This window comes from Mycolicibacterium palauense (assembly GCF_002592005.1).
Classification (GTDB): domain Bacteria; phylum Actinomycetota; class Actinomycetes; order Mycobacteriales; family Mycobacteriaceae; genus Mycobacterium; species Mycobacterium palauense.
Map to the genome: position 1 here is coordinate 13,061 of NZ_NVQF01000026.1, position 13,059 is coordinate 26,119.

Consider the following 13,059-nt stretch of genomic DNA (forward strand, 5'->3'; position numbering starts at 1 on the left):
CCCGGTCAGGGCAGCGCGTTGACCAGCTGTTCCACCCCGACGCGCGGACCGGTGAAGAACGGGGTCTCCTCGCGGACGTGCCGACGCGCCTCGGTGGCCCGCAGGTCGCGCATCAGGTCGACGATCCGGTACAGCTCGGGAGCCTCGAAGGCCAGCAGCCACTCGTAGTCGCCGAGCGCGAACGCCGGGACGGTGTTGGCCCGGACGTCCTTGTACCCGCGGGCGGCCATGCCGTGGTCGGCCAGCATCTTTCGGCGATCCTCGTCGGGCAGCAGGTACCAGTCCAGCGACCGGACGAACGGATAGACGCAGACGTAGTTTCCGGGCTCCTCACCGGCGAGGAACGCGGGGACGTGGCTCTTGTTGAACTCGGCGGGGCGGTGCAGCGCCACGCTGCTCCACACCGGCTTGCTCGAGCGCCCCAGCGTGGTGGTGCGCCGGAAGTCGGCGTAGGTGGCCTGCAGGTCTTCGACGCGTTCGGCGTGGGTCCAGAACATGAAGTCCGCGTCGGCGCGCATCCCGGCCACGTCGTAGAGGCCGCGGACGACGACGCCCTTGTCCTCCTGCTGCTTGAGGAACGTCGCGGTCTCGTCGGCGATCCGGTCCCGGTCGGCCTGGTCGCTGGGCAGCACACCCGGATCAACGGCGAACACCGAGAACATCAGGTAGCGGACGGTGGCGTTGATCGCATCGAAATCCAAGCGGGCCATGGCATCAATGGTGCCACGGCGCGCCGTGGGCGCCGACCGCGGGCCCCGGGCGTCCCGCCGGGTCCCGGCGGGTGATCACGCGGGCCGGGGCGCCGTCAGCTCGGCGACCGCGCGCCCGGCCGCGCCGATGCAGGCGGGCACCCCGATCCCGTCGAGATAGCTGCCGGCCAGCACCAGGCCGGGCGGCAGCCCGGCGCGCAGCTCGGCGACCAGCGTGGCATGGCCGGGGCCGTACTGCGGCATGGCCTCCAGCCAGCGGTGCACGCAGACGTCCACCGGATCGACCTCGACGTCGAACAGGGTCGCGAGGTCCGACAGCGCCCAGGCCAGCAGCTGCTCGTCGGAGGTGTCGCGGGCGGTGTCGTCGCCGAACCGGCCGAAGGACAGCCGCAGCAGTTCGACGTTGCCGCCGCGCCCCCACTTGCGGCTGGAGAGGGTGACCGCCTTGGCGTGCAGCCGCTCACCGCTGGCCACCAGCACCCCGGACTGCTGCGGCAGCGGGGTGCCGCCGGGCACCGCGAGGGCCACCACCGCCGACGACGCGGTGGTGATGCGGCTGGCCGCCGCCGCGGTGCGCGGTGCCACCGCGGCGACCAGCCGGGCCATCCGGGGTGCGGGCAGCGCGAGGACGACACCGTCGGCGTGGCACACCGCGCCCTCGTCGTCGCGCAGAACCCAGCCGTGCCCGTCGCGTTCGAGGCGTTCGACCGCGGTGGCCCGCCAGCGGAACCGGCCCTGGCCGATCAGCTCGTCCACCAGCACCCGGTAGCCGCCGTCGACGGCGCCGAACACCGGCCCACCGGGGTTCGGCGGCAGCACCGTGCGCACCGCCTCGGTCAGGCTGGTCGCACCCCGGTCCAGGGCGGCGGCCACCCCGGGCACCGCGGAGCGCAACCCGATCGTGGCCGCCGACCCGGCATACACCCCGGCCAGCATCGGATCCACCGACCGGGTCACCACCTGCGCGCCGAACCGGTCCCCGACCAGCCCGGCTACCGGCGGATCGGCGCCCGGGCGCCAGTCCAACGGGCGCGCCGGTTCGGACTCCATCCGCCCCAGCGTGGCCGCGTCGACCAGCCCCGACATCGACGGGGCCGAACTCGGGATGCCGTTGACGGTGCCGGCGGGCAGCGGGTGCAGCCGGGCCTGGCTGTAGATCAGCGGGCGGGCACCGGTGGTGCCGACCCGCCGCTCGGCCAGTCCCAGCTCGTCGAGCAGGTCGACCGCCTCGGGGCGGCGCACCACGAACGCCTCGGCGCCGACGTCCATCGGCTGGCCCCCGACCCGCTCGGTGCGCAGAATGCCGCCGAGCCGGTCGGCCGGGTCGAACACCGTGATCGCGGCGTCGCCCCCCAGCGCCCGGCGCAGCCGGTAGGCGGCGGTCAGGCCCGAGATGCCGCCACCGACAACACAGTAGGAACCACTCACGAGCCGCTCACAGGGAATGCACCAGCGTCACCAGTTCGGTCACCAGATCCGGGTCGGTGCCGGGCAGCACCCCGTGACCGAGGTTGAACACGTGCCCGGCGGCCCCGGCGTCGAGTGCGCGGCGCCCGTCCTCGACCACCGCGCGGGCGCTGCGTTCGATGACCTCCCAGCCGGCGAACAGCACCACGGGGTCGAGGTTGCCCTGCAGGGCCGTGCCGGGCAGCACGCGGGTCGCCGCGTCGCTGAGCGCGGTGCGCCAGTCGACCCCGACGACCCGGGCGGGGGCGGGCCCAAGGGCCTCACTCATGGCGCCGAGCAGCTCGGCGGTCCCCACCCCGAAGTGGGTCATGGGGATCCCGGCCTGGGCCAGTTCGGCGAACACCCGCTCCGAGTGGGGCAGCACCGAGGCCCGGTAGTCGGCCAACGACAGCGTGCCCGCCCAGGAGTCGAACACCTGGATGGCGTCGACCCCGGCGTCGACCTGCACTTTCAGGAAGGCGATGGTGATGTCGGTCAGCGCCGACATCAGCGCATGCCAGGTCTGCGGGTCGCCGAGCATCAGAGCCTTGGTGCGTTCGTGGTGCTTGCTGGGCCCGCCCTCGACCAGGTAGGAGGCCAGGGTGAACGGGGCCCCGGCGAACCCGATCAGCGGGACGTCCCCGAGCTCCGCCACCAGCAGCTGCACGGCCCGGGCCACCGGGGCGACCTGCTCGGGCTGCAGCCGCGGCAGCGCCGCGACGTCCCCGGCGGTCCGCACCGGCTCGGCGATCACGGGGCCGACGTCGGGCACGATGTCGAGGTCGATGCCGGCACCGCGCAGCGGCACCACGATGTCGGAGAACAGGATCGCGGCGTCCACCTTGTGCCGCCGGACGGGCTGCAGGGTGATCTCGCAGACCAGCTCGGCGTCGAAACAGGCCTCCAGCATCCGGTGCTGAGCGCGCAGCGCCCGGTATTCGGGCAGCGACCGGCCCGCCTGACGCATGAACCACACCGGGGTCCGGGAGGGTTTGCGGCCGGAAGCGGCGGCCAGGTACGGCGACTCGGGCAGCGCGCGGCGGATGCTCACCGCGTCCATGCTGCCATTGCGCACCGTCGGCCCCAAACCCGGCGCGCCTGCTCCCGTAGCTGCGCCGATGGGTCTAGCGTGAATTGGTGTGACCTCTGCCGAACCGGCTGAATTCCGGTCCGCGGTGGCGGCGATGAGCGCCGTGACCGTGCGGCCCGAGATCGAGCTGGGACCCATCCGCCCCCCGCAACGACTCGCGCCCTACAGCTATGCGGTCGGCGCCGAGGTCAGGCATCCCGAGGTGCCCGACGTCCCCGAACAGTCCGACGGTGACGCGTTCGGCCGGCTGATCCTGCTGCACGACCCCGAAGGGTCCGACGCCTGGGACGGCACGATGCGCCTGGTCGCCTACATCCAGGCCGACCTGGACTCCAGCGAGGCGATCGATCCGCTGCTGCCGGAGGTGGCGTGGAGTTGGCTGGTCGACGCGTTGGAGACACGGGCAGACCACTTCACCGCGCTCGGGGGCACCGTGACGGCGACGACCTCGGTCCGCTACGGCGACATCTCCGGCCCTCCGCGGGCCCACCAGCTCGAACTGCGGGCGTCCTGGACGGCCACCACGCTCGAACTGGGCTTCCATGTGCAGGCCTTCTGCGAGGTGCTCGAGCATGCCGCCGGCCTGCCGCCGGTGGGTGTCACCGACCTCGGGTCACGGTCGCGCGCCTGAGATGACCGAACCGGAACCCGGCGCGCCGAACGCGCCCGAACCCGAGCTGGCGCCGTCCCCGGAACCGGTGCCGGAACCAGTGCCGGAACCAGTGCCAGAACCAGTGCCAGAACCAGTGCCAGAACCAGTGCCGTTGTCGGCGCCGGCCGACGGTGTGCCCGCGGTCTCGGTGACGGCTCACGAGATCGCCGCGGCCGCCGAGCTGCTGTCCGGCGGTCGCGGCGCCTTCGCCGTCGACGCCGAGCGGGCATCGGGGTTCCGCTACTCCAACCGCGCCTACCTGATCCAGATCCGACGCGCCGGGGCCGGCACGGTGCTCATCGACCCGGTCAGCCACGGCGGGGATCCGCTGACGGTGCTGGCGCCGATCGCCGAGGTCCTCGGCTCCGACGAGTGGGTTCTGCACGCCGCCGACCAGGATCTGCCGTGTCTGGCGGAGGTGGGCATGCGACCGTCGTCGCTCTACGACACCGAACTGGCCGGCCGTCTGGCCGGGTTCGACCGGGTGAACCTGGCCGCGATGGTGCAGCGACTGCTCGGTCTCGGGCTGGCCAAGGGGCACGGGGCCGCGGACTGGTCGAAGAGGCCGCTCCCGGCGGCCTGGCTCAACTACGCCGCCCTGGATGTGGAGGTGCTGATCGAACTGCGCGACGCGATCGCCGAAATCCTCGCCGAGCAGGGGAAAACAGATTGGGCGGCACAGGAATTCGAACATCTGCGCACCTACACCGGCGCTCCGACGCGCCGCGACCGCTGGCGGCGCACCTCCGGTATCCACAAGGTCCGTCAGCGCAGCGCCCTGGCCGGCGTGCGCGAACTCTGGACCGCCCGCGACGAGATCGCCCGCCGCCGTGACATCGCCCCGGGCCGGATCCTGCCCGACGCGGCGATCGTCGCGGCCGCGTTGGCCGACCCCAAGACCGTCGAGGAGCTGACGGCCCTGCCCGTGTTCGGCGGGCCCAAGCAGCGTCGCAACGCGCGGATCTGGCTGGGCGCGCTGGAGAGCGCCCGCGGCGCACCCGAACCTCCACAGGTGGCCGACCCGCAGAACGGTCCGCCGCCCGCGGTGCGCTGGGCCAGGCGCAAGCCGGAGGCCGCCGCCCGCCTCGACGCCGCCCGCAAGGGCCTCGCCACGGTGTCCGAGCGGGTCGGCGTGCCCACGGAGAACCTGCTGTCGCCCGAGCTGGTGCGGCGGTTGTGCTGGGACTGGGAGACGCGCGCCGGGACCTCCCCGGATGTATCCGATGTCATCGAGGCGTTCCTGCGTGACAACGGCGCGCGGCCCTGGCAACGCGAACTGACCGTTCCCGTGCTGACCGCCGCGCTCAGCGCCCCGGAGCCCCCGCAGTAGCGCGCCGCAGGGTCAGCCCGCGAACCGCTCGCGCAGGAACGGTGTCGAGTCGGGAACCGAGGCCAGCACGGTACCGCTGTGATCCTCGGCGGGGTAGATCCTGAGCGTCACGTCCTGGTTGTTGGCCACGAGCTGGTCGTAGAGCACCAGCGACGACTTGGCCGGGACGTCGGTGTCCAGCAGTCCGGCCCCGAGGAAGATCGGGCGGTCATAACCGGTGGTCGGTGTGCCCATGTAGGCATCGAGCGCCTCGGCGATCCCGGGCAGGGTGGCCATGGGGGCGCTGAAGAACCCGGTGAGCGTCATGTCCGAGAGCGCCCGGTCGAGCTGCGCCTTGCACAGGGTCTGCGCTTGGGCCACCGCGTGGCGGCCGGCGGGGGTGAGCACACTGGCCACGTCGATGTCCGGCCGCGCCTCGGAGAACCCGGCCAGGATGTAGGCCAGGTAACTGTTGGCGGCGCCTCCGACCGGCAGCGCCAGCCCGAGATCCGGCCCGGCGAGCTTGACGATCGCCTCGATGTTCGCCGGTGTGCCGGTGGCGACCACGCCGCGGTAGTCCAGCCCGGAGCCCGCCGAGAACTCGGTGGCCCAGCGTGCGCTGCTCACTGCCGCTCCCCCACCCTGCGACTGTCCGACGATGGCCCATTCCGGGGACAGCGGCAGGCCCATCTGGTGGGCGGCCACCACCGAGTCGATCACCGCGTGCGCGGTGGTGACGCTGTTGAGGTAGCTCATCAGCCCCGGCGTACCCAGCCCTACGTAGTCACTGCCCACGATCGCGTAGCCCTCGTCGAGCCAGTGCGATAGATACTCGTTGTCGCGGGGGCTGCGCCGCAACGCCGACGGGGTGCAGTCGTCGCCGAGGCCGACGGTGCCGTGCGCCCAGGCGATCACCGGCCAACCCCCGTCGGGCGCCGGGCCCTTCGGGGTGAACACCACGGCGGTGCTCACCGCCGGGCGGTCGTGCTGGTCGAGGGTGGAGTACAGGATCCGATAGGCCGACCCCGCTCCGGCGACCGACAGGGCCGGGTCCAGCGGCACCGCGCGGATCAGGGATCCCTCCGCGGGGATCGGGCCGTCGTAGTGGCGGGCGTCGAGCCCGGACCAGTCCGGGGCAGCCGCGGCCGCGGTGCCCGCCGATACGCCCAGCGCACCCGCGGTAAGGGCGGAGGTGAGCAGCACGGCGAGCAGAGCCCGGAATGCGATGATCCGTTGCACGCCTGCCACGATAGGGCCTGCCCGGCGTGGGCGGCCACACCGGTACCGGGCCCGGCCGGTCAGTCCAGCTGCTCGCTGACCGTCGACTCCGGCACCGAGGTACCCAGTGCGGCAACCCAACCCGTGATCTGACGGGCGACGTTGGCATCGGTGAGCCCGATCTGGCTCAGCACCTGAGAGCGGGAGGCGTGCTGCTGGAACTCCTGCGGTACCGCCAGGTCACGACACGGCGTGTCGATCTCCGCGCCCCGCAGGGCCGCCGACACCGACGAGCCCACACCGCCGGCCACCCCGTTGTCCTCCAGGGTGACCACCAGCTTGTGGGTCCGGGCCAGCTCCCCGATGACCGCGGGCACCGGCAGCACCCAGCGCGGATCGATGACCGTCACACCGATGCCCTGGCCACGCAACCGTTCGGCGATCGCCAACGCCATCAGCGCGAACGGACCCACGGAGACCAGCAGCACATCCTCGCTGAGCCCGTCGGCCGGCACCGCCATGACGTCCACGCCGTCGCGGCGCTCCAGCGCCGGGATGTCGTCGCCGACACTGCCTTTCGGGAACCGCACCGCGGTGGGGCCGTCCTTGACGGCCACCGCCTCGCGAAGTTCCTCACGCAACCGCTCGGCGTCGCGGGGAGCGGCAACCCGCATCCCCGGCACGATGTTGAGGATCGACAGATCCCACATGCCGTTGTGGCTGGCGCCGTCGGGGCCGGTGATCCCGGCGCGGTCGAGCACCAGCGTGACCGGCAGCTGGTGCAGGGCCACGTCCATCATCAGCTGATCGAAGGCGCGGTTGAGGAAGGTCGAATACACCGCGACGACGGGATGCAGCCCGCCCATCGCCAGACCGGCCGCGCTGGTCAGGGCGTGCTGCTCGGCGATGCCGACGTCGAAGAGCCGGTCGGGATAGCGCAGACCGAAAGCGGCCAGCCCGGTGGGCCCGGGCATGGCCGCGGTGATGGCCACCACGTCACGGCGCTTCTTGGCGATCGAGATGAGCTCGTCGGAGAACACCCCGGTCCAGCCCGGCGCGGACTCCGCGGTCGCCAGGCCGGTGATCGGGTCGATCACCCCGCAGGCGTGCATCTGCTCGGCCTCGTCGGCCTCGGCGGGCCCGTAACCCATGCCCTTGCGCGTGACGACGTGCACGATCACCGGGGCGTTGTAGCCGCGGGCGCTGCGCAGCGCGGCCTCCACGGCGTGCTCGTCGTGGCCGTCGATCGGACCGACATACTTCAGGCCCAGATCGGTGAACATCACCTGCGGGGCCAGCGCGTCCTTCAAGCCGGCCTTGACGCTGTGCAGGCACTGGTAGCACAGCTCGCCGATCATCGGGACGCCGCGCACCGCGCTGCGCCCCTTCTCCAGCACCGTCTCGTAGCCGGGCTGCAGGCGCAGGGTGGCCAGGTGGTCGGCGAGTCCGCCGATGGTCGGCGCGTAGCTGCGGCCGTTGTCGTTGACCACGATCACCACCGGCCGCTTGGATCCGGCGATGTTGTTCAGCGCCTCCCAGCACATGCCCCCGGTCAGGGCGCCGTCGCCCACCACAGCAACGACGTGGCGGTTGCGGTGCCCGGTGATCTCGAAGGCCTTGGCCAGTCCGTCGGCGTAGGACAACGCCGCACTGGCGTGGCTGGACTCCACCCAGTCGTGTTCGCTCTCGCTGCGCGACGGATAGCCCGACAGTCCGTCCTGCTTGCGCAGCGTGTCGAAGTCCGCGCACCGCCCGGTCAGCATCTTGTGCACATAGGCCTGATGGCCGGTGTCGAAGAGGATCGGGTCGTGCGGCGAGTCGAACACCCGGTGCAGCGCCAACGTCAGCTCCACGACCCCGAGGTTGGGGCCGAGGTGACCGCCGGTCGCGGCGACCTTGTGGATCAGGAACTCACGGATTTCGTGAGCCAGATCACTTAGCTGTGATTGCGAAAGGTGCTGCAGATCAGCGGGACCGCGGATCTGTTCAAGCATCCCGCCAGTCTACGCACCAATACCCGGATCAGTCGCTTCGAGCTTGGTAGATGTCGGGAATTCCGTCGTGGTCGACATCGGCGGTCTCTTCCCGGTGGATCTTGCGGTAGGTCGCGTTGCGGCTCAGCAGGACGGTGGCGGCCAGCGTCGCGGCCAGCGCGCTGGCGACCAGCACACCGAGTTTGACGTGGTCGCCGTCGGGCGTGCCGAATCCGTACGCCAGCTCCCCGATCAGAAGCGAGACCGTGAAGCCGATTCCGGCCAGCAGCGAGACCCCGAACACGTCACGCCAGGCCAGGTCGTCGTCCAGGCTGGCGTGGGTGAACCGGGCCAGCAGGAACGTGGTGCCCAGAATCCCGATCGGTTTGCCCAGCACAAGGCCCGCGATGACACCGAGGGTCACCGGCTGTTGCAGCGAGTCGACCAGACCCGACACACCGCCCACGGTCACCCCGGCGGCGAAGAAGGCGAACACCGGCACCGCGAATCCGGCCGAGAACGGTCGCAACAGGTGTTCGAAGTGTTCGGTGGCCGCGTGCCTGCCCAGCACCGGGACGGTGAAGCCGAGCACGACGCCGGCCACCGTGGCGTGGATGCCGCTGGCATGGACCAGCGCCCAGGTGGCGACCCCCAGCGGCAGCAGCAGCCACCAGCGGTGCAGGCCGCGCTGTACGGCGACCGCGAACAGGGTGCCCGGGATGAGGGCCAACAGCAGCGGCACCGGCTCGAGATGGTCGGTGTAGAACACCGCGATGACCGTGATCGCCAGCAGGTCGTCGACCACGGCCAGGGTCAGCAGAAAGGTGCGCAGCGCGGTGGGCAGGTGGCTGCCCAGCACGGCCAGCACGGCCACCGCGAACGCGATGTCGGTGGCCGTGGGCACCGCCCAGCCCTGCAGGGTGTCGTGGGAGTTCAACCCGACGTTGACCGCGACGAAGATCGCGGCCGGCACCACCATGCCGCCGACGGCCGCCAGGATCGGCAGGGCCGCACGGGCCGGGTTGCGCAGGTCACCGGCCACGAACTCCCGTTTGAGCTCGAGACCGACGACGAAGAAGAAGATCGCCAGCAGGCCGTCGGCGGCCCAGGTCGACATGTTCAGGTTGAGATGCAGCTCCCGGGGCCCCAGTACGTATTCGGAGATGGCGTCATAGGTCGGGGCCCACGGCGAGTTGGCCCACACCAGCGCCACCGCCGCCGCACTCAGCAGAAGCAGACCGCCGACGGTCTCGTCGCGCAGCACCTCGGCGATACGCGAGGCTTCCGGCCACGAGCCGCGCTGGAAGAGCAGCCGCCGACCGATCCGCCTGGATTTGGACCTGGATTCGGATTCGGCCACGCTCTCACCTCATCTAGTCGACGACACGCTTCACAGCTGCCGACCAGACTTCCCGGCGCACCATGTTGGACAACCAGTTTAGTGGGGCGTCATCGGGTCAGCAGGGCGACGCATTCCACATGATGCGTCAGTGGAAACGCGTCGAAGACCTCCAGCCGTTCGACGCGGTACCCGCGGGCGAGGTAGAGCCCGACGTCACGGGCGAACGCCGCGGCTTCGCAGCCGATGTGCACCACCCGCCCCACCCCGGCCGCGGCGACCAGGTTCACCACCTCCCGGCCGGCCCCGGAGCGGGGCGGGTCGAGCACGGCGACATCGGCCGCGGGCGTGCGCGGGTCGGCGAGCGCCCGGCGTACGGAATCGGTCACGAAACGCACCTGCGGCAGGTCGGCCAGGGCGCGCCGGCCGGCGCGGGCGCTCGCGCGCGACGTGTCGACGCTGAGCACCGCACCGGTCCCGCCGACGGCCGCGCCCAGCGCCGCGGCGAACAACCCGGCTCCGCCGTAGAGGTCCCAGGCCGTCATCCCGGGTGCGGGGCGCGCCCAGTCGGCCACCAGCGCGCTGTAGGTGTTCGCCGCGTCGCGGTGGGCCTGCCAGAACGCGGTCGCCGGCAGCTGCCATGCACGCCCACCGACCCGCTGGACGGTGTCGTAGGAGCCCTCCACCACCCGGGGCCGCCGGCCCTCCGCCGACGACACCACGTGCCGGGTGCCGTCGTCGTCGACGACCACGTACAGCTGGCCGGTGCGCTCCGGCAACGGGGCCGGCAGACCGTCGAGCATGCCGGCGCTGAGCTGACCGCATCGCAGGTCGGTGACCAGCTCGGCACTGTGGTAGCGGTGGAACCCGGGGCGCCCGTCGCCGCCCACCGCCAGGCGCACCCGGGTGCGCCAGCCGGTGGCCGCGCCGGCGCCCACGGCGCGGGCCGCACCCTGCCACTGGTAGCCGCCGAGCCGGTGCAACTGGTTGGCCACCACCTCGCCCTTGAGCCGGCGCAGCGCGGCGGGGTCGATGAACGACAGGTCGCAGCAGCCGGCGCCGCCCACCCCGGCGATGGGGCACAGCGGGTCGATACGCTCCGGTGCGGCTTCGACGATCTCCAGCGCGTCGGCCTGCCAGTAGGATCCGCGTTCGTCGGTGACGCGGGCGCGCACCGTCTCCCCCGGCAACGCGTAGCGGACGAAGACCACCCGCCCGTAGTGGCGGGCCACGCAGCTGCCGCCGTTGGCGGCCGGCCCCACCTGCAAAGTCAGCAGACCCGCGCTCACCCCAGCAGGCCCCGGCGGGTGTCGCCCGGCGCGTTGCCCGGCCGCAGTGTGCTGCGCACCCGCTCGGACGAGGTCAGCTGCCAGGGCACCGAGGTGACCATCACGTTGGGCATGAACAGCAGCCGGCCCTTGAGCCGCAGGGCGCTCTGATTGTGCAGCACCTGCTCCCACCAGTGCCCCACCACGTATTCGGGGATGAACACCGTGACCACGGTGCGCGGGGACTCCTTGCTGACCCGCTTGACGTAGTCGAGCACCGGCCGGGTGATCTCCCGGTACGGCGAGGCGACGACCTTCAGGGGAACCGAGATGTCGCTGTCCTGCCACTTGTGCACCAGTTCGCGCGTCTCGGCGTCGTCGACGCTGACGGTGATCGCCTCCAGCACGTCGGGCCGGGTGGCGCGGGCGTAGGCCAGCGCACGCAGCGTCGGCAGGTGCAGCTTGGACACCAGCACGACGGCGTGGTTACGGCTGGGCAGCACCATCTCGGCCTGCTCGGCCTCCTGTTCGGCCAGCTCGCGGGCCACCGTGTCGTAGTGCTTGTGGATCAGCTTCATGATCACGAACAGGGCGGTCATCGCCAGGATCGCGATCCAGGCCCCGGCCATGAACTTGGTGATGACCACGACGACGAGCACCGATCCGGTGCACACGAAGCCGACCGTGTTGATCATCCGCGACCGCATCATCTGGCGGCGCGCCGCCGGGTCCTGCTCGGTGCGCAGGTGGCGGTTCCAGTGCCGGACCATGCCGATCTGGCTGAGCGTGAAGGAGACGAACACCCCGACGATGTAGAGCTGGATCAGGGCGGTGACCTGGGCCTGGAAGGCGATGATGAAGGCGCAGGCGGCCGCGGCCAGGAACAGGATGCCGTTGGAGAACGCCAGCCGGTCCCCGCGGGTGTGCAACTGCCGGGGCAGGTAGCGGTCCTGGGCCAGGATCGAGCCGAGCACCGGGAAACCGTTGAACGCGGTGTTGGCCGCCAGCACCAGGATCAGCGCCGTCACACCGGTGATCAGCCACAGGCCCGGCGGGAACCCGTCGAAGACCGCCTCGGCCAGCTGGGCCACCAGGGTCTTCTGGTGGTAGTCGGCCGGGGCGCCGACGAATTGTTCGGCCGGCCGCTCGGCGATCTGGGCCCCGGTCTTCATGGCGAGCACGATGACACCCAGGAACAGCGTCACCGCGATCCCGCCGAGCATCAGCAGGGTGGTCGCGGCGTTGCGGGACTTCGGTTTCCGGAACGCCGGCACCCCGTTGCTGATGGCCTCGACGCCGGTCAGCGCGGCGCAGCCGGACGAGAAGGCACGCGCCACCAGGAAGACCATCGCCAGCCCGAGCACGTCACCGTGTTCGGCGTGCAGTTCGAAACCGGCCGACTCGGCGCGCAGATTGTCACCGAGCACGTAGATCTGGAACAGCCCCCAGCCCAGCATGATCAGCATGCCGATCATGAAGGCGTAGGTGGGGATGGCGAACGCGGTGCCCGATTCGCGGATACCGCGCAGGTTGGCCGCGGTCAGCAGCAGGATGGCCGCAACGGCGAAAAGCACCTTGTGGTGGGCGATGAACGGGAACGCCGAGCCGATGTTCGACATCGCCGAGGCCATCGACACCGCCACGGTCAGCACGTAGTCGACCAGCAGCGCGCTGGCCACCGTCAGCCCCGCGGTGGGTCCGAGGTTGGTCGTGGCGACCTCGTAGTCACCGCCCCCGGAGGGATAGGCGTGCACATTCTGCCGGTAGCTGGCGATGACGACCATCAGCACGACCGCGACGGCCAGCCCGATCCAGGGCGCCATCGCGTAGGAGGTCAGGCCCGCCACCGAGAGCACGAGGAAGATCTCCTCCGGGGCGTAGGCCACCGAGGACATGGCGTCCGAGGCGAACACCGGGAGCGCGATCCGCTTGGGCAGCAACGTGTGGCTGAGCTTGTCGCTCCGGAACGGTCGCCCCAGCACCAGCCTGCGTGCAGCCGTCGAAACCTTGGACACGAGGTCCAAGAGTATGCCCATGCGCGCCAGGCGGTAGCG

The 13,059-nt window shown here is 71.4% G+C and carries 10 protein-coding genes; 2 read left to right on the forward strand and 8 right to left on the reverse strand.

Annotated features, from left to right (window positions below; all coding sequences use genetic code 11):
• Positions 1–5: 5 nt before the first annotated feature.
• The 3 genes from hemQ to hemE form a co-directional block, all read right to left on the reverse strand.
• Positions 6–710 (reverse strand): hydrogen peroxide-dependent heme synthase, encoded by a 705-nt coding sequence (gene hemQ / locus CSR00_RS12695; RefSeq protein ID WP_099022766.1) that lies wholly within the window; start codon positions 708–710, stop codon positions 6–8.
• 75 nt (positions 711–785) lie between these two features.
• Entirely contained in the window at positions 786–2,138 is a 1,353-nt protein-coding gene (locus CSR00_RS12700) for a protoporphyrinogen oxidase (protein WP_099022767.1), read from the reverse strand.
• Between the two features lie 7 nt (positions 2,139–2,145).
• A complete protein-coding gene (hemE, locus tag CSR00_RS12705; protein ID WP_099022808.1) occupies positions 2,146–3,207 on the reverse strand; it encodes a uroporphyrinogen decarboxylase in 1,062 nt (353 codons plus the stop codon).
• 133 nt (positions 3,208–3,340) lie between these two features.
• Between hemE and CSR00_RS12710 the strand changes: the two genes are divergently transcribed.
• Entirely contained in the window at positions 3,341–3,877 is a 537-nt protein-coding gene (locus CSR00_RS12710) for a DUF3000 domain-containing protein (protein WP_245905981.1), read from the forward strand.
• Positions 3,789–5,228 (forward strand): HRDC domain-containing protein, encoded by a 1,440-nt coding sequence (locus CSR00_RS12715; protein WP_099022769.1) that lies wholly within the window; start codon positions 3,789–3,791, stop codon positions 5,226–5,228. Before CSR00_RS12710 ends, CSR00_RS12715 begins: the two co-directional genes overlap by 89 nt.
• Positions 5,229–5,240: 12 nt before the next feature.
• Here the strand turns inward: CSR00_RS12715 and CSR00_RS12720 are convergent, their stop codons facing one another.
• The 5 genes from CSR00_RS12720 to CSR00_RS12740 form a co-directional block, all read right to left on the reverse strand.
• Positions 5,241–6,410, reverse strand: a complete 1,170-nt coding sequence (locus CSR00_RS12720; protein WP_245905982.1) for a lipase family protein — start codon at positions 6,408–6,410, stop codon at positions 5,241–5,243.
• 95 nt (positions 6,411–6,505) lie between these two features.
• A complete protein-coding gene (gene dxs / locus CSR00_RS12725) occupies positions 6,506–8,419 on the reverse strand; it encodes a 1-deoxy-D-xylulose-5-phosphate synthase (protein ID WP_099022770.1) in 1,914 nt (637 codons plus the stop codon).
• Positions 8,420–8,447: 28 nt separating this feature from the next.
• On the reverse strand, positions 8,448–9,758 hold the full coding sequence (gene nhaA / locus CSR00_RS12730; RefSeq protein WP_245905976.1) for a Na+/H+ antiporter NhaA: 1,311 nt from the start codon (positions 9,756–9,758) through the stop codon (positions 8,448–8,450).
• An 89-nt stretch (positions 9,759–9,847) separates the two neighbouring features.
• The gene (locus tag CSR00_RS12735; protein WP_099022771.1) at positions 9,848–11,026 is read right to left on the reverse strand and encodes a class I SAM-dependent RNA methyltransferase; all 1,179 of its coding nucleotides are present in this window, start codon (positions 11,024–11,026) and stop codon (positions 9,848–9,850) included.
• Positions 11,023–13,020 carry an APC family permease gene (locus tag CSR00_RS12740; protein WP_099022811.1) on the reverse strand — a complete coding sequence of 666 codons (1,998 nt, stop codon included), beginning with the start codon at positions 13,018–13,020 and terminating at the stop codon, positions 11,023–11,025. Before CSR00_RS12740 ends, CSR00_RS12735 begins: the two co-directional genes overlap by 4 nt.
• Positions 13,021–13,059 lie beyond the last annotated feature (39 nt).